At 55.6% G+C, this 22,335-nt stretch carries 22 protein-coding genes; 14 read left to right on the top strand and 8 right to left on the bottom strand.

Translation table 11 applies throughout. From position 1 onward, the window contains the following. Positions 1-77: 77 nt before the first annotated feature. The 13 genes from ACOYNV_RS14885 (at position 78) to ACOYNV_RS14825 (ending at position 12,993) form a co-directional block, all read left to right on the top strand. Positions 78-419 (top strand): STAS domain-containing protein, encoded by a 342-nt coding sequence (locus tag ACOYNV_RS14885; protein ID WP_422900576.1) that lies wholly within the window; start codon positions 78-80, stop codon positions 417-419. Continuing rightward, entirely contained in the window at positions 416-1,963 is a 1,548-nt protein-coding gene (locus tag ACOYNV_RS14880) for a hypothetical protein (RefSeq protein WP_422900575.1), read from the top strand. Before ACOYNV_RS14885 ends, ACOYNV_RS14880 begins: the two co-directional genes overlap by 4 nt. 110 nt (positions 1,964-2,073) lie before the next feature. Next, a complete protein-coding gene (locus tag ACOYNV_RS14875) occupies positions 2,074-3,000 on the top strand; it encodes a type 1 glutamine amidotransferase domain-containing protein (RefSeq protein ID WP_422900574.1) in 927 nt (308 codons plus the stop codon). Between the two features lie 21 nt (positions 3,001-3,021). Next, the gene (locus tag ACOYNV_RS14870; protein WP_422900573.1) at positions 3,022-5,418 is read left to right on the top strand and encodes a SpoIIE family protein phosphatase; all 2,397 of its coding nucleotides are present in this window, start codon (positions 3,022-3,024) and stop codon (positions 5,416-5,418) included. Between the two features lie 27 nt (positions 5,419-5,445). Continuing rightward, the gene (locus tag ACOYNV_RS14865) at positions 5,446-5,952 is read left to right on the top strand and encodes a nuclear transport factor 2 family protein (protein ID WP_422900572.1); all 507 of its coding nucleotides are present in this window, start codon (positions 5,446-5,448) and stop codon (positions 5,950-5,952) included. Between the two features lie 10 nt (positions 5,953-5,962). After that, positions 5,963-6,307 (top strand): STAS domain-containing protein, encoded by a 345-nt coding sequence (locus ACOYNV_RS14860; RefSeq protein ID WP_422900571.1) that lies wholly within the window; start codon positions 5,963-5,965, stop codon positions 6,305-6,307. Continuing rightward, positions 6,304-8,412, top strand: coding sequence for a glycogen debranching protein GlgX (glgX, locus tag ACOYNV_RS14855; RefSeq protein WP_422900570.1), 2,109 nt, complete (start codon positions 6,304-6,306; stop codon positions 8,410-8,412). Before ACOYNV_RS14860 ends, glgX begins: the two co-directional genes overlap by 4 nt. 83 nt (positions 8,413-8,495) lie before the next feature. Beyond that, positions 8,496-9,149, top strand: a complete 654-nt coding sequence (locus tag ACOYNV_RS14850) for a nuclear transport factor 2 family protein (protein WP_422900569.1) — start codon at positions 8,496-8,498, stop codon at positions 9,147-9,149. A 43-nt stretch (positions 9,150-9,192) separates the two neighbouring features. Beyond that, positions 9,193-10,905, top strand: a complete 1,713-nt coding sequence (locus ACOYNV_RS14845; protein WP_422900568.1) for an ankyrin repeat domain-containing protein — start codon at positions 9,193-9,195, stop codon at positions 10,903-10,905. Positions 10,906-10,909: 4 nt separating this feature from the next. After that, a complete protein-coding gene (locus ACOYNV_RS14840; protein WP_422900567.1) occupies positions 10,910-11,392 on the top strand; it encodes a DoxX family protein in 483 nt (160 codons plus the stop codon). 206 nt (positions 11,393-11,598) lie between these two features. Then, a complete protein-coding gene (locus ACOYNV_RS14835; RefSeq protein ID WP_422900566.1) occupies positions 11,599-12,210 on the top strand; it encodes a nuclear transport factor 2 family protein in 612 nt (203 codons plus the stop codon). A gap of 52 nt (positions 12,211-12,262) precedes the next feature. Beyond that, a complete protein-coding gene (locus ACOYNV_RS14830) occupies positions 12,263-12,421 on the top strand; it encodes a DUF5993 family protein (RefSeq protein WP_422900565.1) in 159 nt (52 codons plus the stop codon). Beyond that, positions 12,418-12,993, top strand: coding sequence for a disulfide bond formation protein B (locus ACOYNV_RS14825; RefSeq protein ID WP_422900564.1), 576 nt, complete (start codon positions 12,418-12,420; stop codon positions 12,991-12,993). The genes ACOYNV_RS14830 and ACOYNV_RS14825 overlap by 4 nt, the downstream gene beginning before the upstream one ends. Positions 12,994-13,062: 69 nt before the next feature. Here ACOYNV_RS14825 and ACOYNV_RS14820 read toward each other — a convergent pair whose 3' ends face one another. From ACOYNV_RS14820 to ACOYNV_RS14790, 7 genes are all read right to left on the bottom strand, one after another. Next, positions 13,063-13,653 (bottom strand): PqiC family protein, encoded by a 591-nt coding sequence (locus ACOYNV_RS14820; RefSeq protein WP_422900563.1) that lies wholly within the window; start codon positions 13,651-13,653, stop codon positions 13,063-13,065. Beyond that, on the bottom strand, positions 13,650-15,281 hold the full coding sequence (locus ACOYNV_RS14815) for an intermembrane transport protein PqiB (RefSeq protein ID WP_422900562.1): 1,632 nt from the start codon (positions 15,279-15,281) through the stop codon (positions 13,650-13,652). The genes ACOYNV_RS14820 and ACOYNV_RS14815 overlap by 4 nt, the downstream gene beginning before the upstream one ends. Before the next feature lie 4 nt (positions 15,282-15,285). Next, a complete protein-coding gene (locus ACOYNV_RS14810) occupies positions 15,286-15,888 on the bottom strand; it encodes a paraquat-inducible protein A (RefSeq protein ID WP_422900561.1) in 603 nt (200 codons plus the stop codon). 29 nt (positions 15,889-15,917) lie between these two features. Then, complete coding sequence (locus ACOYNV_RS14805; protein WP_422900560.1) at positions 15,918-16,595, bottom strand: paraquat-inducible protein A; 678 nt, start codon at positions 16,593-16,595, stop codon at positions 15,918-15,920. 110 nt (positions 16,596-16,705) lie between these two features. Beyond that, on the bottom strand, positions 16,706-18,031 hold the full coding sequence (locus ACOYNV_RS14800) for a phosphatidylserine decarboxylase family protein (RefSeq protein ID WP_422900559.1): 1,326 nt from the start codon (positions 18,029-18,031) through the stop codon (positions 16,706-16,708). A 190-nt stretch (positions 18,032-18,221) separates the two neighbouring features. Continuing rightward, complete coding sequence (locus ACOYNV_RS14795) at positions 18,222-19,160, bottom strand: alpha/beta fold hydrolase (protein WP_422900558.1); 939 nt, start codon at positions 19,158-19,160, stop codon at positions 18,222-18,224. Between the two features lie 104 nt (positions 19,161-19,264). Continuing rightward, on the bottom strand, positions 19,265-20,644 hold the full coding sequence (locus tag ACOYNV_RS14790) for a TAXI family TRAP transporter solute-binding subunit (RefSeq protein ID WP_422900557.1): 1,380 nt from the start codon (positions 20,642-20,644) through the stop codon (positions 19,265-19,267). Between the two features lie 1,125 nt (positions 20,645-21,769). Here ACOYNV_RS14790 and ACOYNV_RS14785 point away from each other — a divergent pair. After that, complete coding sequence (locus ACOYNV_RS14785) at positions 21,770-22,051, top strand: hypothetical protein (RefSeq protein ID WP_422900556.1); 282 nt, start codon at positions 21,770-21,772, stop codon at positions 22,049-22,051. Here the strand turns inward: ACOYNV_RS14785 and ACOYNV_RS14780 are convergent. Further along, the coding region (locus tag ACOYNV_RS14780) for a lactate utilisation protein LutB domain-containing protein (protein WP_422900555.1) at positions 22,035-22,335 on the bottom strand (301 nt) is incomplete at its 5' end. The two genes, ACOYNV_RS14785 and ACOYNV_RS14780, sit on opposite strands and share 17 nt — an antisense overlap.

Here is a 22,335-nt window from a genome sequence, read left to right as displayed (position 1 = left end):
CAACGGTGGGCACGGCGCGCTGAAGCCACTACGAACGGCGGGCACGGCACGCCGTGCCCCTACTATGGATCACTGCTATGACTAATTTTCGCGAGACCGTTCGAGGCGACTGCCTCGTTATCGAGTTGGAGGGCAAGCTGGATGCCTCGACCACCCCGGAAATCCTGGCCCGGCTGCTGGAGAAAATCCATAGTGGCCAGAAATACCTGGCTCTCGACTTTGGCGCCGTAAGTTATATGGCCAGTAGCGGGCTACGAATGCTTCTGGTTCTGGCGGCCACGACGAGTGAACTCGAAGGCCGGCTCGTCCTGTGCGGGCTGGACAAGACGATACTGGATACCCTCGATGTCGTTGGTTTCCTGCCAAACTTCCAGGTCGTAGCAGATCGTGATGCCGCGCTCGCGTGCCTGGAAAAATGATGCGCTCCTTGTTTCTTCGGTCGCTGTACTGCCTGGTGCACGCCGCACTGCTGCTTGGCAGCCAGGCCTTGGCGGCCCCGACCAGCGCGCAACTTGTCGGTACGGTACATGACAGTCGCAGCGCCTGGAACCCGTTCGCGCGCGCCAACGATATGCACCGACAAGCCGACCAGACCTTCGTCGTCGATCTTGCGCTGCGTGCGGATGGCGGACGCAATCGTGACGGCATCTATGCAATGCGGTTTTTCACTGACCAGGAATTGCGCAAGGTCTTCAAGCGAGGTTCCAAAGCCGGCACGTTGCGGACCGGACGCGCTGCCACCTTCGCCCAAAACATCATCTTCCGGGTGCCGAGAGACGGCGTGTACAAGGTTCATTTCGACCCACGGGCGGCGCAATACCGGATCACCCCCGCCGTCGTCGAGCAAGAGCGAATCGAATCAATGCAGATCAATGGCTTCGTCCATGATCAAGAGGGTCTGCTAGAGGTCTTTGACGGTCGCCGTACCCGTCCGGCCGAGATATGGGACGAAGGCGTTCCCGCACATGAGCTGACGAAGGGCACCGATGGCTCGTGGACGATCGATCTTCACCTTTCAATGCTCGGAGGTCATGAAAAGAATGGAATTTATCAGTCCTTGCTTTCAGCCAACAACAACGGAGACTGGGGTTTCGGCGCCATCCTCGATCAACCGGGACGCCTTGCCGGAGGCAACGGCTACAACAGCCGGGTTGGTCATATCGAGGAAAGCGCCATCGTTTTCCGGGTACCCCGTGACGGCACCTACCGCCTGACCGTCTGGCCCGAGGACTATCGATTCGAGATCAGTCCGCAGGTCGAGTTCTTTGCCGGCAAAACCTTCCAGGTCAGCGGCAATGTCGTCAGCGATCCCTGGACTCCCGGCCAGCCCGCTCATGCCATGAGTCCGAACCCGGATGGCACCTGGTACAAGATCCTGCAATTAAGCAAGGATGGTGGCGGCGACGGGAAAGGTCTCTACACCATGAATTTCTCGATCGATGGAAACTGGGCGCTGGACAGCATCGGTTTCGGCGGGGTATGGGGGAAAACCTGGCATTCGGCACCACAGGAGTTGAACATGCTGTTTCGGGTACCCGCCGATGGCGCTTACCGTGTGACGCTTGATCCGGAAAATGGGCGTTACACGTTCGAACCACCCGTTATCCCCGTTACCCGGATCGAATCCCTGCAGCTTTGCGGCGATTTCGAATTCTTCGCCGCAGACGGCCAAGGCGGCTGGAACAGCCTTGATCCGATCCACGATATGAAGGTTGATGCAAATGGTGTTTTTACCCGTGATCTGCAACTCATCGGTGGGCGTACCTACAGCTACAAGTTTTCCGCGAACCACTCCGCGTGGGGGTGGGCCTTTGCCGATTATCCCTATGACGGCGAGCGCCGCCTTGCGTCTCATGGGAATCCACCCCCGCTGCGCTTCGCAAGTCCGCGCAACGGGATTTACCGGTTCACCGCCGACACTGAATCGGGGTTGTACTCCGTCATACTGCTCAAGCATCTTTAGTAGGCGTAGGGGCGGGGCGCCGTGTTCGCAGTGCCCGCCGTTCGTAAGGGCACGGCGCGCCGTGCCCCTACATTGTTTTCTTCGTGGTTTGACTAAAAAGGGAACTCTTCATGAACTCACCAGCCGCCCGCTCCAGGTTTTCGTTCTTTATCCTGCTCGTTCTGGCCTTTGTCCTGGCCCAGCCCGTGTTCGCCGCCACACCGGCAGCGGCACCCCATAAACGGGTACTCTTCGTTCTCTCGGAATATGGCTACTGGGGCGAGGAACTGGTGGCCCCGCTTCAGGCATTGGATGCAGCCGGGTACCGATCCGATTTTGCCACGCCGAAGGGGACCAAGCCCCTCGCCTTGCCGCCAAGCATGGACCCGAGCTATGTTGACCCGCCCTTGGGCAAGACGGTAACTACGCCGGAGATGGCAAAGAAAACCAAGGACCTGGAGGCTTCGGATCGTCTCAACAAGCCGATCAACCTAAGCAACTGGCTTCCCATGAAGCCTTACCTGAGTTCCCCGACCTATCTCAACGACCTGTTTGCCTACAATGACGCACTGGACAAGGTCGCCACGGAAATCTCTGGCTACGATGCGCTGGTTATCGTTGGCGGCTCGGGCCCGATCCTCGACGTGGCCAACAACAAGCGCGTTCAGGATCTCGTCCGGATGTTCATCAAGCAGGACAAGCCGATCCTGGGAATCTGTTACGGCGTCGCCGCGCTCGCCTTCACCCGTGACGAAGTGACCGAAAAAAGCATTCTTTACGGAAAGCGTGTGACCGGACACCCGATCGTCCATGACTACAACGACGGTCACGGTTATCTGCGGGTCGACGGAGGTTTTCCTGGCGCGCCCTATCCGCTTGAATACGTCCTCAAGGACGCGGTCGGGCCGGAGGGGCAATTCATCGGCAATGTTGGCAAGCGTTACTCGGTGATCGTCGATTTTCCAGTGATCACTGCCCGCACGACCTTTGACTCCGCCTTGGCCGGTGAAAAACTGATCGAGGTTGTCGCCAAGGGTCTGCGCCGGTACGGCTGGTAAATAAAACATAAAGCACTGATCATGGGCTTTGACCGGTTCCTCCCCCGACGACTGAGGGCGCGATTTACCGTTCTGGCCCTGGCCTGCACGGCCGCCATTTTTCTAGTGATCCTGCCGTTCGTGATCAGCATCGAAAGGAAGGTGCTGTTTACACAACAGATCAACGAAATCGAGAGTTATCTGGACACCACGGTCAGCCGCAGCGACTCTGACATCAGAGCCACACGACAGGAGGCCATGGCCTTGGCCGACGAGATTCAGCAATGGTCGCCAAAGGATCGCAAGGTCTGGTTTGAGATGATGGAGCGCGCACTGCAGCGATTGCCGAAGGCATCGGGAATTCGCGTGGCTTTCGAACCGGATGGCCGGATTGGTCCCGCCGACACGAAGGGGCTCTATGTGCGGCGCAGTGGGAAAGGTCAATTCGAGCACAGCGAACTCGCCTATTCGCCATTGGACGAAGCTGCGCCGGGTACTCACTGGTATCTGCCCTTGCACCAGGTCAGCGGGGAAAAATGGCTCGACGGCCTGTGGAGCGACCGGTTCGTTGCCCCGGAAACAGCAGGAGAACCCGTTGTTGCCTGCTCCGTACCGATCTACCACCTGCGTGGCGCCACCAACCACTTTGATGGCGTGGTGTCCATCGACATGAGCACGGATGTCTTCCGTGACTTCTTTCGCCGGATCGACCTCTACCAGGAAGCGCAGATCTACCTCATCAGCCCGGACAAGAAGGTTGTGCTCGTGGTAGCTACCGGGCGCCAGGGTGGCAGTGACGCGGAGAAGCGCATGATAGCCAACGTGGCAGATCGTCGCGACGCCTTCAGCGAGTTTCCGAAAATTCAGGACCCGGGCAATCCGGAGGGTTGGTTTGTCGCCGCCAATCCCTACAGCGGTGAAAAAACGCTGATCATGTTCAAAAAGCTGCAGCACAACCCAGCCCAATTGCTCTATGCGATCCCCGTGCGTGCCGTCCAGGAAAAAAGCTTGTCGCTTAGCCTGTGGATTGCCTTCTTCGGGCTCTTTTCAATAGTCGGCATAGGGCTGCTGCTTCGCTGGAGCGCTGGTCAGGCAACGCGCAACCTCGACGTCCTTAGCCTTGGCGTCCGCGATATGCAGAGGGGAGCCGTTCTGGTCAAATTGAAGCCCGCCGTGGGAAATGACGAAACGGCAGATGTCATCGATGCTTTTAACAGCATGGTCACCGAGATTGACCGTTCGATGCGTCGCTCGGAGCAACTGGTCAGCGAGCGCGAGCGTGAGGCCGCCGAGCTCAATCTGGCCCGGCGTATTCAGGAATCCTCCTTGCCCAGCCCGATCTATCTGCCGGGTGGCGACATCCTGAGCCGGATGCTGTCGGCCAGGGAAGTGGCGGGCGACTTCTACGAGCACTTTCCCCTGCCGCTTGGGCGAGTAGCTCTACTGGTCGGCGACGTTTCGGGCAAGAGCGTCTCGGCCGCGCTGTTTGCCGCGCGCTCGGCCCAACTGCTGCGCAGCCTGGCGTCTGTCCTTGAGCCCGTTGATGCCTTGGCTCAGGTCAATGCCATGCTGGCGCGCTCGAATCCCGAACTGATGTTTGTCACCCTATTTTTTGCCGTTTGGGATCCCGTCCAGCAAACCCTGCGCTGGATCAATGCCGGCCACAATCCGCCGCTGCTCGTCCGCGCAGATGGCCGCATCGAACGCCTTGACCGGCGGGGCGGACCCGCACTCGGGCCGTTCAAGGGGAAAAGATACACCGAGAGCGAATCGTCTTTCGCCGCCGGCGACCTGCTTGCCATTTACACGGATGGCATCACCGAAGCGCCGGCGCCGGACGGCCAGCAGTTCGGCGAGGAGCGTCTAAAGGAGATGCTGGCCACCCACCGCGATAGCACCTTGGCCTGCATCAGCGATGACGTGCTGGCGGCGGTCGGGGCCTGGCAAGGCGAGGGCAAGCGTTTTGACGATATCACGCTATTGCTGACGCGCGCCTTCGGTCCGGTCAGAGCACTGGAACTGGCGGCGGACCTGGCGAATATCGAAGTGGTGGTCGACGCGCTTCAGGACTACGCAAGGCAATCCGGGATCGATGAGGCGTCAGCCAAGAAAATCGCTCTCGCCGTTTGCGAAGCCGTCACCAACATCATCATGCACGCCCTCGGTTCGGACCCGAGTAGGCACTTCCGCGTCTTTTTCGGTTGTACGTGCGAAGCGCTCGTTATCAGGTTCGAGGACGAGGGACCCGTCTTCGATCCGCAAGAATTGCCCTCGGTCAACCTCGCGTTGCCACTTGCCAGGCGCCCGATTGGTGGGCTTGGCTGGGTGCTGATCCGGAACGTCTGCGACGAGGTTCGCATGGAACGTATTGCCAATACGAACATTTTGACCCTTGTTTGTCGCCACAAAAGGCATGATGCGCCGGATTCGGCAGCCTGAAATTCATCAACCGTGCGGAGATTTGCCATGAAAGCACTACTTGTTGTACTTGCGCTGCTGATGGCGCCAGCGTTTGCCAGCGAAGCGGCCAAGCCGCTGACCGAGACGATGGTCAAAAATGTCATTCTCAACTGGTACTCCATCACCAATGAGCACCGTCCGGTGGCCGAACTGCTGTCGCTGGCGACCGATGACATTGAATTCGTCTATCCAGACACCGCCGGTAACCAGCGCGGGCACGCCGCCCTGCGCGCCTGGTACGAGGATGCGCTGGCAAAATATTTTGACGAGACCCATGCCATCGAGAACTGGCAGGAAATCAAGATTACCGGAAACCAGGCGAAGGTGAAACTGATCGTCCGCTGGGAGCGGCGCGAATGGAATCCGGGCGATGCTCGCAGTCGTTATCTCGCCAATCTGGCTTGGCAAACCTACGACCTCGTTCGCGATCCCGACACCGGCCGGATTGCCGTCAGCGTGAAAAGTGTCGGAAAATTCACGCCCACAGCCCCCATCCATGATGTTTCACGATAAGAAAAAAGATATGAATATCTCGATACGTTACGACACAACGATCTGCATCGCGGCCATTGACGGGGACGTGACCCATGCCAATGCGGGGAAATTCCTCGAGCAACTTCTCGCCGAATTGCTTACAGCAAAGGCCTTGGTGCTGGATTTTTCCAACCTGAACCTGCTGACCAGCGCAGGGCTGAGAGCGCTTTTGCTGCTCCATCGCGAGGCGGAGAACAGCAAGCATTATCTGGTGCTGGCGGCGGTGCCTCCGGGCGTCCGCGATGTCATGGAGGTTACCGGTTTCTGGGATCAGTTCGCCATTTCGCTATCGGTAAAGGAAGCCTACAACCTGCTAGAGGAACGTGAACAATGAGCACGCGCATCGATCACTATCCGACCGAAGAAATTGCCGGGTGGAAGGTTCGCCCCGGACGCGTTATCCCGTACGGGCCGACACTGGTTAACGGAGGCGTGAATTTCTCGATTTTCTCCTCGGTGGCGTCTGCCTGTTCGCTCTTGCTGTTTGACAAGGACAGTGGTGAAGCTCTGCCCGAAATTTCCTTGCCGGCGTCTTTCCGTATTGGCGACGTCTGGGCTGTCACGGTCTTCGAGCTTGATCCCGAACGTTTCACCTATGGTTTTCGTATCGAGGGGCCCAACGATCCGAAGGCCGGCCACCGTTGCGACCCTGAAGCCATCTTGCTCGATCCGCGGGCTCGCGCCATCACCGGCCGTGATCGCTGGGGTGCGACGCCGGACCATGGCGACCCCTATCCCTATCGCGCCTTGCTGGTGCCCGAGGATTTTGATTGGCGCGGCGACCAAGCGCCCGACATCGCCGCCTGCGATCTGGTAATCTACGAAATGCATGTGCGCGGCTTTACCCGACATCCCTCCTCGGCGGCAAATCATGCCGGAACCTATGCCGGGCTGGTCGAGTGTATTCCGCATTTACTCAAACTCGGGATCAATTGCGTCGAACTGCTTCCCGTCTTCGAGTTCGATGAGTTCGAGCAGTCACGCCCGAACCCCCTGACCGGCAGCATCAACTTGAACTACTGGGGCTATAGCACGGTCGGTTTCTTTGCGCCCAAGGCCGGCTATGCGGCGACCGGGTCGGCGGGTATGCAATGCGATGAATTCAAGACGATGGTGCGCGCCCTTCATGCCGCCGGAATCGAGGTTATCCTTGATGTTGTCTTCAATCACACCTGCGAGGGCGATCACCGCGGGCCATCGATCTCGTTTCGCGGACTCGACAACAAAACCTACTACATGCTGACCCCGGAGGGGTATTACTACAATTTCAGCGGCTGCGGAAATTCGCTCAACTGCAATCATCCGGTTGTGCGCTCGATGGTACTCGAGTGCCTGCGCTACTGGGTTTCCGAGTACCACATCGACGGTTTCCGCTTCGATGCCGCCGCTATTCTCGGCCGTGACCCCTGGGGCGGGCCGATGAAAAACCCACCGCTTCTCGAATCTGCTGCAGCCGATCCGGTGCTGAAAAAATGTAAGCTCATCGCCGAAGCTTGGGATGCCGGCGGACTTTATCTCCTTGGCAACTTCCCCAATTATGGGCGTTTCGCCGAATGGAACGGCAAGTTCCGCGACGAGGTCCGCGAATTTCTGCGCGGAGAGCCCGCCTGCGCGGGCAATCTTGCCACGCGCCTGGTCGGCTCCCCCGACCTCTATGAGTTGAGCGGACGAGGGCCGCTGGCTTCGGTGAACTTCATCACCTGCCACGACGGGTTCACGCTGCGCGATCTAGTCAGCTACAACATCAAGCACAACGAGGCGAACGACGAGGGCAACCGCGACGGCAACGACGACAACCGAAGCTGGAACTGTGGCATCGAAGGTGACAGCGACGATCCCGATATTACCGCCCTGCGCCTGCGGCAAACAAAGAACGCTTTGCTCGCGCTGTTCGTCGCACGCGGCACGCCGATGCTGCTGATGGGTGATGAAATGGGGCGTAGCCAGGGCGGCAACAACAACGCCTACTGTCACGACAGCGAGATGAACTGGCTTGACTGGTCCCTGACCCGTCGCGAGTCAGACTTGCTGAGCTTCACGCGCGGCGTCATTGCCCTGCGCCATGCCCATGCTGTCTTGCGCTTGCCCAGCCATCCGCGCGGGGATAGGCCTGGCTCCCTTGGTTTCCCCGAAATTTCCTGGCACGGCTGCCAGCCGTGGCAGCCCGACTGGGCTTCACGGCTGGTCGCACTGGTCTTCGCTGCCGAGACAGCGAGCGGGCCGGACGTTGTCTATTTCGCCTGGAACTCCGCTCATCTGCCGACCTGGCTGACCCTGCCGGCCCTGCCCGAGGGCTGGAACTGGACGCTTGAAGCCAACACTGCCCAGCAGGCGCATGAGGATGTGTTTCCGCCCGGCCAGGGTCCGGCATTGGATGGAAAGCCATTCCTGCTCGGGGCGAGGAGCGCCATCCTCCTGTCCCCGAAAATCGATGCTTGAGTTTGCCATGGCCGCATTACCTCGTACAGGCACGGCGCGCCGGGCCCCTACTGCCGCGATCATTTTCTGAAATGGAGAAATCTATGGATAGCGCTTTCACCTCGTACGGGCACGGCGCGCCGTGCCCGTACCATCACATCCGCCAGTTTGCGGCGGGTCTTTTTTTGGCATCTGGGCTGGCTTGTTCGGCCCTGTGCCTGGCGGCGGCAAGCGCCCCGGATGCGGCTCCCGCCCAAGCCGTCAGCCAGCCTGGAACGACTGCTTTCAACGCCGCCGACCGGATGGCCATCACCAATTTACTGGGTGCTTTTATTGATGCGATGGACGAGAGAAACGTCGATCTGCTGATCCAGTATCAGACCCCCGAGTTTACGGCCGAATACCACGTCTTCGGAAGCCCCAGCGTCACAGTCGTCGGGCGCGAAAATTTCAGAGCGATGATTGCCAAACGCTTTGCCTACTTTGAAACCCAGGGCATTGGGCGACGTCATATCTTCACGCCGCCTTTCTTCAGAAAACAGACTGAAAGTTCGGCGCGCATCGTCATCCAGTACCTCGTGACCTCGTCAACCCACGGGCAGAACTGGCGCCCCACTTCATCGGCAAAGGCTGAGTTTGGCGCGGTCAAGAGGGCTGGCGTCTGGTATTTCGATTCGTTTACCGAACGTACTGACGCCGCGCTCGATCTGCCGCTCGAGAAAATGGTTCCCGCTCCGGCCCCAATCCAACCCTCGTAGGGGCACGGCGCGCCGTGCCCCTACCAACCGGAGTTTGTTTTCGATGAAATCGCGCTTTGTTTTCCTCATTGCTCTGCTCTGCGCATTGGGTGGTTTCAATTCAGCATGGGGTGCTGCGCCCGTAGAAGACGCAATCAAAGCGGCAGCACGGGGAGACACCAACTGGTTGCTCGACTGGATCGCCAATGGCGGAAATCCAGACCAGGCGGATGCTCAAGGCTGGACGCCGCTGCTCATGGCTTCTGCACGGGGGCGTGCTGCTTCAGTGGACGTGCTGTTGAATAACCCGAAGCGCAAGGCCAATCCAGGCATCCGCTTTGCCCCGTCTGGAGCGCTTCCAATTCATTTGGCGGGACAGTCTGGCGATGTAAACACCGCCAGGATTCTTCTTGCGGCCCGCCCCTCAGATATCAACGAAGCCTGGTTGCTCAACGGGCACACCCTTCTTCTTCAGGCCGCATTTTATGGCCATCTTGATTTGGCAAAGTTCGCCCTCGAACATGACGCTAATCCGGCAGCCACAACGGTGAGGGGGCTGACAGCTCTTGACTTCGCTCGACAGTTTGACAACCGTCCGCTCATCGAAGCGCTCACCCCATCGGCCCCCTCCCCGGAGGCCAAAGCGGCCAACTACAAAGCTATTCTTGGGAAGATACGCGAGCAAGAGTCCCCCGGAGACGATGAGACACAGCGCCGCTCCGACTCTGCCGCGACGGCAATTTCCGATGCTCTAAAAAAGGTCGGTGATACGCCGGAAAAACTGGATGAGCTCACTGCGTCCATCACAGCCAAGCTTGAAGGCGTGGATGTAAACGCGCTTGCTACTGATCTCCGCCAGCCTTTACTTGTTGTGACAGTGACGGGAAACAATACCGGTCCGCACCCGGAAGCTGCTGCCACGCTTCGCTTACGGATCGCCCGGCTATTGCTGGATCGTGGTGCCGGACCACTGGTCAAGGAGAAGCACCCGATGGGAGCGCACGCGATCATTCGTGCCTCGGTTTTCGGGTATCTCGACATTCTCAGGCTGATGGGATCGCGAATTTCGTCATCCGAACTTGCCGATGCTCTAAACGAGATACCCGTTGTCAATGGCCTGACAGCCCTTCACGATGCCGTCCTTCGTGCCAGTACCATGCCGGATAATCGCCTTCCCGGTTACCTCGAACAGATTCGATGGGAAATTGCCAGCGGAGCGCGCAGCGATATCGAAGATTTTTCCGGCCGAACCCAGCACAAATATGCGGAAGATATCGCCGATCCCGTTCGCCGCAAACTCGTTCTCGACGCATTGGATTCCGTGCAGACCATACCGCGGTGGAACCATATAGCAATACTCGTTCCTGCTCTTGAGCCCGCCATGCAATGGTATTCCGATATCTTTGGTTTTGTACCCACAACCAAACCATTCATCCACACCCCGGCTATTGGGGAGCGCTGGAAAACCGCGACATCAATTTTCGGCGAAGATATTTCCGAGATTCATTTCGTACGGATGCGTGCGCCAGGTGCCCCATTTATGCAGGTGATCGAACTTTTTGAAATTCTTCCTGCACCGCCGCTATCCGTATCGGTAAAGCGAATATCAGGCTATTTGCATGCAGGCATAATTGTGGGCGATCCATCTACAACCGCCGAACGGATCAGCGCCAGGGGGGGCAAAATTTTAAACCGGATTGGTTTTTCCGGCATCACGATTATTTTTTGCGAAGATCCCTACGGAAATATTATCGAACTTGCCTCGGCTCCTTGGTGACAAGTTGATTAACTCGCTTTTTGGCGACTATATGAAAAACTTTTTCTCCTGCCCTTGGGCTGCTATTGGCATTCTCGTCCTTCGACTCGGTATCGGATTTGAAATGGTTGTTTATGGCTGGCCGAAAATCACGGCCGGGACAACGGTTTGGGAACATTCCGGTGCTGCGCTGTCCGGAGTTCTTGGCATCCATTTCATGCCAGCTGTCTGGGGGTTTTTCGTCGCGCTCACTCAGGCACTTGGTGGTTTACTCATTGTTGTTGGTCTTTTTACAAGGCCTGCGGCATTCGCCTTGGCTTTTGTAATGGGTCTTGCTGCCGTCATGGTTTTTCAAACAACCGGCGGCAATTTCAAAGAATGGTCGCACCCGGCGGAAGCAGCTGTTGCCTGCCTTGCCATCGCGCTCATCGGAGCGGGAAGGTTTGGGCTTGATTCCTATTCACTTTGCGCTTGCAAGGCCATAGCGCCGAAAACCCCGACGATCTGAATTTGTCTCCCGTACAAGTTTTTTTAATTATCCGACGCATCTTGAGGTGACGTCCAATATCCATACCTGACATTTCCAGCGCAAGATGTTCGTTATCTCCAGTGTTGTTGTAGAAGGCAACGATCATTTAAGCGTACGAGCTTTAGCGCGCCGTGCCCGTACATGAGTTGAATTTCTTATCCTTAAACAACTTGGAACCAGTTGCCATGAAAAATAAAGAAACCCTTATCATCAGGCTCACAGCACGTTTTGCCTCCATTATTCTTCTCCTGCTTGGACTTGCGCTGGCACAGCAACCCGCAGCGGCTTCTGAGCCAGCCGATGGAGCATCCCCAACGGGAAGCACGGACTTCAATGTCGCCGATCGGCTCGCCATCACCAATCTCTTCGGTGCCATGATCTATGGCCTGGACGAAAAGCGCCTTGATCTACTCGTCGGAACGGTGGCTCCAGAATTCGTAGCCGAATTCAATATCCTCGACAATCCGACAATAACCGTCACAGGCCGTGATGCGTTTGAAAAGATGATGGCCGCTCGCTTCGAAAACTTCAGGCGTATGGGCATCCATCGCCGGCACATCACCTCCACACCCTACTTTATTGAGCAGACATCGACCACCGCTCACGTTTTCATCCACATTTTGAATTGCTCGATGACCAACCGCGAAAACTGGCGCCCCGTCGATTCAGCACTCGGGGAGTTCAAATTGGCCAAACGGAACGGCGTATGGGCTTTTACACACCAGATTGAGTCCGTAGACTCCAGCATGGACATCTCACTCAACGACGTCCTTCCGGTCGGTGCAGTAGTCAAGTAGCCTGGTAATGCTCAGACATCGGCAGTCAGATCCCAATGAAAAGGAGAAATTGATGGTGATGGTTCTACCCTTCCTCATCGCCATGGTGGCGATCGTGGGCATCTTGCTTGACCGGACCCAACTGGGTATCTGGGCGTGGGTGTTGTTGATGGGCATCTATCTGGCTTGGTGCAAGTACCATATGACCGATGCCCTGGCGCTCACGCTATGAACTCTACACTGACGCCATTGACGGCGGCGCGCCTAGTGCGCAGCTACAACCTGATGGCCCTGTTTGGCATCAATCTGGTGTTGCTGACTGCCCTGTTTGATCAGCTCATCTTGGGGGAATTACCCTGCCCGTTGTGCTTGCTGCAACGGGTTGCATTTATCATGGTGGGCATCGGGTTTCTCCTGAATGTCCGATGCGGCGCGGCTCCCTTGCACTATGGCCTGATTGTCCTCAGTGCCTTGGCGGGCGTTATCTCTTCGGGACGTCAGGTTCTGCTGCATATCGTACCAGGTAGCGGATCGTATGGATCAGCACTATTCGGCCTGCATTTATATACCTGGTCGTTCATTGCCTTCATGCTGGTCCTGCTCAGCGTGGGTGTGGCGCTGCTCGTGGATGCGCGCGTCGGAGAAGCGCGAGCGGCAACCGCCGGAGGACGGGTTGGTCGATGGGCCGGCTTGCTGCTTGCAGTTATCGTGCTGACAAACGTGGCGGGATCGTTTTTACAATGCGGCCTGGGTCCGTGCGAAGACAGCCCGACTCGCTATCAATTGCTCGGCGGCAAACCTTGAATACGTGCGGAATGAGCGGCGGCTCACCTTTTTTCTGTGATGCCCCGTATCTGATCATGGTGAGTTGGTTTAGTGCGCCGGATCCATCGTGCGCACCGACTCGGCAATCGCTTGACTCATTTGGGTCAGTGCCCGCTCCTGAGCCGACACTAATGCACCGTAGTCACCTGAAGTAGAGGTTTCGCGGATCAGGCTATGCCCTGGTTTAAGATCACCCTTGGCTCCACGTTGAATTGACCAGAGCGCTTCAAGTATCACCTCCTGCTGGCCGGGTGCTAATTCGAAACGCTGTACGTCGACCAGGACGCGAAAGTCGGGGTCGGGTGAGATGGTTTGCGGGTACGTATACACTTGGTAGGTGCCGAGTTGCAGCGCGAGGTGCGCCGCAATCACGCGCGGGATAGCTTTTTTCAGTGGCTCCGCCCAGCGATTCAGTTCGCTAACCATGACCTGGTTGGAGCCGGTGCGCAGAACAAATTGCGGACGATCAACTGTTTCAGGGACGCTTATTGGGCCGACAACAACGCTATAGCTAGCCGTAGCTACCGGCGCCTTTCCTGTGTCGGCCGTTCCCAGAACATAAAACCGCTCCTTGGGTGTGCTACCGCAACCTGCCACCAGCGCCACGCAAGCAATTAAAGCTAAACTTCCGCGGATCATTTCTGTACCTCCTCTTGTTTGCCACGGATCAGGGATTCAGGGTGACGTTCCAGATAGTCGGCGAGGTCACGCACCGCCGCCGCCGCACGCGTAACTTCGCGCAGGGTCTCGCGGGCGTCCTGCTGCAGCGGGGAGCCGGCCGAAAGCACCTTATCGGCGCTGAGCAATGCCTTGTTAGCCGATTCAAGCGTGGCTCGCAGTTCGGGGGTGACATTCTGGATGGCGCCACTGGTGCTTTTTAGTGTTTCATCGAGCGAAACGAGTGCTTTGTGCAAGTCGGCGCTGATCTGTTCGACGGGGATGCTCTCCAGCTTTTTCATCAACTTGACCAGCGAATTCTGGAGACTCTCCAGGGTGCTCGATATGGTTGGAAACTCGACCGGGGATTTCGACCAGTCTAAAGGCGGCGATTTTTTCGTATCAGGGAAAAAATCCAAAGAGACATAGAGTTGGCCGGTAATGAGGCTCCCTGTATTTAGCTGGGCTCTTAGCCCTTTGGCGATCAGCGTGTCCCATAACTGCATCAGCGCCGCCTCCGTTGTCGGTTTGGCTCCGCCACGAACGCGCGCCCAAAACTGCTCCGGGTATAAATTGACTTCGACTGCTGCGCGGACGTTCTTCCGTGCCGTGTCCAATTCCAGTGAGATGGATTGCACCTCGCCCACCTGCACCCCGCGAAAATCAATGGGAGCGCCTGGTGATAGACCACGGACGGATTGATCGAAGAAGAAAATTCCCGGTACGACCTCATGGGTTGGCTTGCGCATTGCTGCTTCTCTTGAGGCATAAAGATCGAAGGCAGAATCTTCGGGCGCAGCACCCGCCGTTAGGCTGGCATGAGACGGTGACTGAAATGCGATTCCGCCGACAATGAGGGAGATCAGCCCCTCGGTACGGACGCTCAGCCCCTCGGAACCCAGCGCGACATCTACGCCGCTGGCATTCCAGAAGCGGGTGTTGGATGACACATACTGATCATAGGGTGCCTGGATGAAAATATTGACGGTAACACCTTTTCCGGCGTTCTCCAGATCATAGGCCGTGATCCAGCCCGCTTTTATTCGCCGGAAATAGACCGGGGCGCCAATATCGAGGGAGCCCAAGTCATGTGCGTGGAGGATAAAGTGCCGACCGGGCAAGCCACCGGTCATGATGGGTTGTACCTCCAGGCCGATAAATTCATCTCGTTCGATTTCCGACTTCCCAATATCAACGCCGATGTAGGAGCCTGACAATAGCGTATTGAGCCCTGAAATCTGCCCGCCGGCGATGCGTGGTTTTACAACCCAGAAGCGTGAGTCATCGACTAGAAAATTTTCTGCATCCTTGACCAATTCGGCAGTGACGACGACCTGGGTATGATCTTTGCTCAGCAGTACCTCTTTGACTTCACCAATTTTGACTTCATTGAATCTAAGCTTGGTTTTGCCGGCCTCGATGCCTTCTGCGGATTTGAACGTGATGGTAATGGTTGGCCCCTTATCCAGGTGGGTCTTGATGGCAATCCAGCCACCAATAATCGCCGCAATAAACGGAATAAGCCAAACCAGCGACAGCGACCGGGTTGATTTGCTGGCCGTTGCTTCGGGAAGATCAGTCAAGCCGGGTTCATTGCCAATGTTTGTCATATCATCATCCATTATTATTATCGTCTCCAAGAGGATCCCAAATCAGACGCGGGTCAAACGCTTCGGCGGCGAAAATGGTGAGCACGACTACCGCGCCAAATGCCACGACACCCGGGCCGGCGGAGATAGTTGCCAATGATTTCAATTGAACCAGTTGAACCATCAAGGCAACGACAAAGACATCCACCATCGACCAGCGTCCAACGAGTTCAATCATGCGATAGAGCCTGGCACGCTCCATTGGGCGCCAGGTGGAGCGACGCTGAACCGAAACAAGCAATACCGTGAGCGCAATCATTTTGCTCGATGGCACCAGGATGCTGGCGATGAAAATGACGAGAGCGATCGGCCAGGAGCCGGAACTCCACAAATAAATGATGCCACTCAGGATGGTGTCCAGTTCGCTTCCGAACAGCGTGCTGGTTTTCATGATGGGCAAGAAATTCGCCGGTATATACAGAATCACGGCAGCGATCAGTAAGGCCGAGGAGCGATTGATACTGTCAGGTTTCCTTAGATGCACGACCGCGCCACTGCGCCGGCATCTTTCGTTGTGGCCTTTGTGCTGTACCGCGTTAAGCAACCCGCAAGCGTGGCATACGAGCATGCCAATTCGGGCGGCGGTTAGGGGCGCACTCATGCGGAAGAGGATGACGGTCCGATTTCATGGCCCGTATCGATGGGTGTCTCGGCGGTGCTGACCTTCTCCCACAGGGCGTGAGGATCGAACGACGCAGCGGCAGCAGCAAGCAGAACGATCATTGCCCCAAAAGACCATAGAGCAATGCCTGGAACAATATCCCCAAGATTGGCAAGTTTTACCAGTGCGACCAGCACGCCGATGATGAACACATCGACCATGCTCCAGGGCTGGACGGCTTGAACGAGACGAAAAGTCGGGGCGAAACCGGGGGGCGTGTAACCAAGGTGTGTCGGGATCAGCAGGTAGAGTTTAGCCATGATTTCAATGGTTGGCATCATTAACGTGACCATGAATACCAACATGGCCATTAGCGCCATTCCCTGCGAATAGAGTGCACGCACGGTTTCAATCAGGGTCGCAGTGGTGACAATCCCTTGCAGGTTGAGACTGACGATAGGGAAAACGCAGGAGACAACGAACAGAATCGCCGCCCCGAGCAGAAAGGCCAGCGTTCGTTCAAGACCCTCCGGGACGTTCTTGAAAAGTACGGCGCCGCAGCGGTTGCAAAGCAATGCACCGCCAATGGGTACGGCCATCTCGCGCTGGAGCAGATCACACTCATGGCAGGCAATGACAGGCCTTGCCTCGCTGTCGGAATGTAATTGCGTCATTGCATCAATTTCCGAATGATCAATGCGGACCCCATGGTTCTTGAAGTCCGCGACTTGTCTGACTCTCTAAAGTAACGGGTCAGTTTCATGAGCCCCGCGCCAACGGTTTTCTATCGAACTTTGGCAATCTGCGCGCGTACCGGGATGTTCTTGGAGTTCAATCCGGGTGTTTGGCCATGCAGATCGAAATCCAGATTGACCTGTGGCCTGAAAATCAGCGTATGCGTTGAGCCACCAAAATGGAACATGCCGAGTTGATCACCTTTCTTTACATGCTGACCTTCGTAAACGGTGATTTCGTTCGATGACACTTCTGCCATGCCGACGAACATCACAGCCATCAAACCGATCTCAGAATTGTCGGCTTCAATGAAGACCAAGGCGCGTGACGCAACTTGCGTGATGTATCCTTGGGATTCATTAGGTCCGGCTGGATCAAAGCCAACGGCCGGTGTCTGCGCATAATACGAACCATCGATCAGACGGGTTTTGACGATCCGTCCACTGACCGGGCTGTGCCAGCGGTGATAACTCAAAGCGCTCAAGAACGCCTGATACACAGTCCCACCCGCGAACTGCTCGACGAGCGGGTCACCTGCCATCATGTGCGAGAGCGAATAGGGCTGATCCTTGATCCAGAATTGATCGCGCAACTGCACATTTTTAGCCAGCCGATAGGGCGCCGATTCGCAGGCATTTGCAATCACACGATCATCGGTCGGACTCGCCACCGGTCGGCGGTTTTCACGAAAGCTCCGGGTAAAAAAGTCATCCCACGATACGAAACCATGATAGGGCAAGCTCGGATTGGATTCAAAATCCTTGTCGAAAGTAGGCATCGCCAGGCGCGCATCTCGGCCAAACCAGCCCGTCTTGGGATCATTGGTCAGTACCGTACGTGAATCGGGCGACCGCAAGAATACTGCCCACTGATTCAGAATTTTCTTCAATTGGCGATTAACCTTCTCGTTCAGGAATGCCGAAGCGCCAGCCGGCGTGCCCATGGCCCAGTTGACAATCGCATTGATCGGAAAGCCGACCAGGTCTGTCTGGTTGAATTCCGGTGCCTGGGTCAGTACCTGGTTCATCACGCGCAGCATTTCGCGATAATCCCGCACCTGCGGATGACCCACGGGGTCTTCGAGGTACGGTGCAGTCCGCGGAATCTGGTCGAACATTTGCGTAAACGACATAAAGAGTTCCGGGTCGTTTTCGATCATCACCTTGAACTCCTCAATCACCGGCAGTAATGGTTTGCTGTCGTCGTGGGTCTGTAGAGACACCCGATGGCGAAAATCCTGCAAAGCATGCTGATCCGCTCGCAACCAAGCTCCGGACGGCGGTGTTGCCGTCACCTCTGGCGGCTCTGCCCATGCGACTGAGGTGGCTAAAATGAACGCTAGCAGGCCCGTAAAAAACCATTTTGACTTCATCATGTTTTCCATTGATCCCTCGTTAATGTCGGATGGTTTTCTTTGAATCGTAGCTGGCGAATCGTCGTGTCAACTCTGTTTTATTTGCCCTGCCTCTGGCCGGTCTGTAGTGAGCGTAAGGATATCTGCTTCGTCTATCACGAGGGTCGGGGTACTAAGTGCATAAGTGCATTGAGCAGATTTTCGGTACCCTCTACGGGGTTGGAAAAGAGATTCGTGAGCGCCGGTTTGCTTCGTGCTTCAGGAAGCGGAGATAAATAGTGGCAGTTTCGTTGGCATTTTCCAGTAAAGGCAGATGGCCGGCTTTGGGCAGTTTGACCAGCTTTACGCGCGAGAAGCGATTGCGAAGCCGGTCGGCGCCCTCGATTGCGAAAATCTTATCCTCTTTACCCCAGATAATCAGCGTTGGCACCTCAAATATAGGATGGTCAGAGAGTGCCGTATCGTAGAGATTTACGATATTCCAGATTTGCTGATAGTGTCGGTTGCGCTCCACGTAATCCTTGACCAGCGACTCCTTGAGCGATTCTGGAAGCGTAGGCGGATTGACAAAAAGCAGACTCATTTCGTTATCCAGCTGCGGAATATCTATAGGGATGAAGGGATTGACGCCTCGGTAAATCGCTTCTTTGACACTTTTACCCCACTCCGTAACTCCCAGTGGTGACCCGATAAAGGCCAAGCTACGAATCTGCCGTGGATGCCTCTCTACGTAGAGCGTTGCGATCGCGCCGCCCATGGAACTGCCGGCCAGATTGAAACTGGTGATGCCAAGTATGTTCATGAACTGATGGAGTAGAACGACCTGATTTTCCAATTTGTAGTCTGCTATGGGAAAAGCGACGCTTTGGCCATAACCGGGTAGATCAGGGGCAATTGCGGCAAAGCCCGATGCTGAGAGAAGGCACATAATGCTGTCCCACTGCTCTTTTTGCGCAAACAACCCGTGCAACAGCAGGATATGTGGTCCAGTTCCCGCACTACGGTAATGAATGACACCGCCATCTACTGCGACTTCCTGAGTGGTTATATGGCAGCTTTTGGCGCTATCGGGGTTGTTTGCGTAACTTCGGCCGCTCAGCACGAAGAACAGAAGCAGGATCACGAACCAATTGGCTGTCTTTTTAGTCATTTAGCTTCCCTGCGGTAGTTTAGGTTCGGTGAGATGAGGCTTCGCCACCGCGGTGTAAAAGTCCCGAACTGCTGATATATGTAGTAGCTGTATATGTTCAGCCGTCAGGGGGTGCGTTCTTTTTTTCGATTGATGATCTGCAACCGAATCAGATTAAGTGCACTCTTCATCGAGTAGAGCCGGTTCATTTCTACTGACGAAATGGAGCTTTCACGGCTTTGGGCATCAAGTGCATTTAATTCATTAATAAGCTCTTGCAATTCTTCATTAGTCTGAGCTTGAGCCGCTTTTTGATCAATTGCCTGAATCTCGGTGTACGCATCCGAGATCAGAATGGATGATCTTATGAGTCGATAGCTTGGGAACAACCGAAAAAGTGGATAAATGACGGCAACCGTTCCAACCAGTAGAAACCATATCCGGTCTACGTAATTAACGAACCAAAGAGGCAAGCTATCAATAAAGGGAGGTGGCCCCGTCTCGTAAAATCGTTTGGCAACCGGGCTTAGCGCAACTGCATGATCAATGTAGGCGGGGAAAAACTCAGGATTGGCAAAGAACTGATCCACCTCATTACCTATTTTATTTGCTGCCAAGAGAAATATTTGTTGAATGACCGGATGCATATCGTCTTCAACAAGCAAGGTGACCGTAGAGGCCAGCATCTGAATGTCTTGTTCCGGGCGGTTGTCTTTCAAATCGAGCGAGCCCATAGGAATCACAACCGTGTTGAGAAAAGGCAGTTTTTTGACATAGGCCGGGGCGTATGCAAAGTTGGCGATGTGGATATCTTTCTGACTCAGCAGCCTTTGTATCGTTGGCCCATCAATGCCGTCCATGATGCATAAGGCATCAATTTCGCCGCCAATCAGTTTCTGAGCGGCTTCCTGGTTGTTAATTCTTAGAAAGTTTTCTCGATAATCAGGAACGATGCCACTGAGTGCCAGAAGTTTATTGATCATGATTTCTTCTGCGCTGCCTTCGACGCCTAGAGCAATGCGTTTAGAAGAAAAATAGGCAAAAAGCCCTTTGCCCTGAAACACCGAGCCACGATAAAACAGCCACAATGGAGTATGCTCAATGCTGCCGAGCGAGAGCAGATTCGGGAATTTACCCTTGGCAACAACCCCTCCCACCATCAAGGCCGCATTTGCCTTAAGGTTCTTATCGGCAAGCTCAGCTAGGCTGGACGCTGAACCTTTCGTATTGATCAGGTGAAGTTCAATCCCCTCCTGTGCAAAGTAGGGAATGAATTTTTCCCCAAGTAACGCAAAAACCGAGCCTTGCTCACCAACCGCGAGGTAAACCTCTTTCGGGGGTAAGGGCCGAGTAAATGCGATAAGGACGACTAAGCCTGAAATCAGGGTCAGTATCCACTTCCACTCACCTTTGACCAGACCCGTCCAGGCCGCTAATTCTTGTGTCACTGAATCGCGGGTGTGACGAACAAGGGATGGTTTTTTTCGGGATGTTTTATCGTGCATACTCAAAACCGGTGACCGGATTATTTAGGCACAATAACGCATTTACGCTGCTCTTGTGAAAAAAATGAGTCTCCTCTGGCGAAGGGCTGCTTAAGAGAGTGCGAACCCGGTCAACGGCAGTTTTGGAGAAGAAACGCCATCGTCCGTTGATGGCGATGCATCATTCAGCAGAAGCGGAATCTTGGCTTCACAGTCGGACGTTATCAAGTGGAATCGCGTGTGGGTTAGCGGTTAAAGCGAACGGTGGTTTTTGTCGTAATCCGCAGCCCCGTCCGGAGAGTTATAAGTACGGTCTGTGCTTATCCGGTTATCACAGGCATCAGAAATACATGCCAATTTTCAGGCCAGAAGTGGGGATTTGCCCAGTTTCAGATGGCAATTGGCAGTCGCTACGCCGTTTTCGCCGCGACTTTAGCTGGCAAGTGGGCTTTCTCGTCTAGTGTCTGTGACAACCGGATAAGCACGGTACGGTCATCTTCAGGCTCTATTACGTGCTATTGATAGCGGGTTTTCGAAACTCGCTGGAATTTAGGTTCCGTCGCATTAACGCCCCTCTTGCAATAAATCGACTATGCTTTCGGTTTGCAAAAAACGGGACAAGACAAGATGTTGAAGATGAAGGTGATACGATTTACTTCTGGCAGAACCTAACCGAGGTAGATTGGCCGGATTGAACCAAGCGTTCTTTCTTTAGGATCGCCGGTCGCCAATTACTTCAATCCGGGCAATGTGAAGCTGAATGGCTTGATTCTGTTTTTAGTTGCCATTGGGCATGGCAAACGTCAGGGCAGGCCCCCTTGTAGTCTGGATTCATTCACCGCTGAGACTCCACCGGCCGTAAATGGCCGAGACTTGCCAATCAAGTTTCGTCAACGACTGCGACCGTCAGCTTTCTGCTGCGAAGCGGACGGCCAAGCAAAATATAATAATGGCATATCAAACGGCTGCTTCGGCGATTTCATCGTTCCCAGCGAATGGCCTCTTTTCAAAACCCCGACTGACTCCTTTGGGTCGGCAACGGCCAGTGACTTACAGAAATTGAACGGCTGCTGCACAGCCTGAAGCAGGCATAGGCGCCACTGCTCATTTTCAACCAATTGAGGCCTCGAGAAGGTTGTCAACAAAATGCTGATTCCAACCTTCGTCTTGATTGCATTTCCAGCCGGATTGAAGCTGGAAATCGACTATTCCAACCATTTATTGCAAATAGCCGTTATAAAACAATGGGGCTACACTGCCCCACGGGATTTGCTTCGCGGCACGTTTTCTTTGCTCACTTCCCGGTTACCTTCGCACCGGCGGCAAACGGCGTGGTCTTTGGCCTGGTCGGCATCGAGCCAGGACTGCTTGGGTCCGCAGGTGTTTCAGGCCGCGCCAAGAAGCAAAGTGCTTATGATGTTCTGTTGATCCTGCGATGTCTTTCAGCCAGCAAATCACGAAGCGTTCGCGTGGCTGGCTTGAGTGACGTTCGGCTCACCGTCCAGCCCGATTGCATCGGCGGTGTCAGGAAGCGAAAGCGCGTCGCCAGCCAGATGAAACTGCGATAGAGCGCCGGACGTGAATACAGCGCCGCCCAGCCGCCCCAGATGGCATCCATTCGCGCACTCTTCGCCGCGCCTTGACCGACCAGCGGCGCGTGACCGGGCCGGGCGTCGTGCGTGGCCTCGCCGCGCAGGCGGACGAGCAGGTCG

The sequence above is a fragment of the Propionivibrio sp. genome (assembly GCF_049316945.1).
GTDB lineage: Bacteria > Pseudomonadota > Gammaproteobacteria > Burkholderiales > Rhodocyclaceae > Propionivibrio.
The sequence above is the reverse complement of the archived record's forward strand: the minus strand, read 5'-3'. Positions and strand labels throughout refer to the sequence as shown.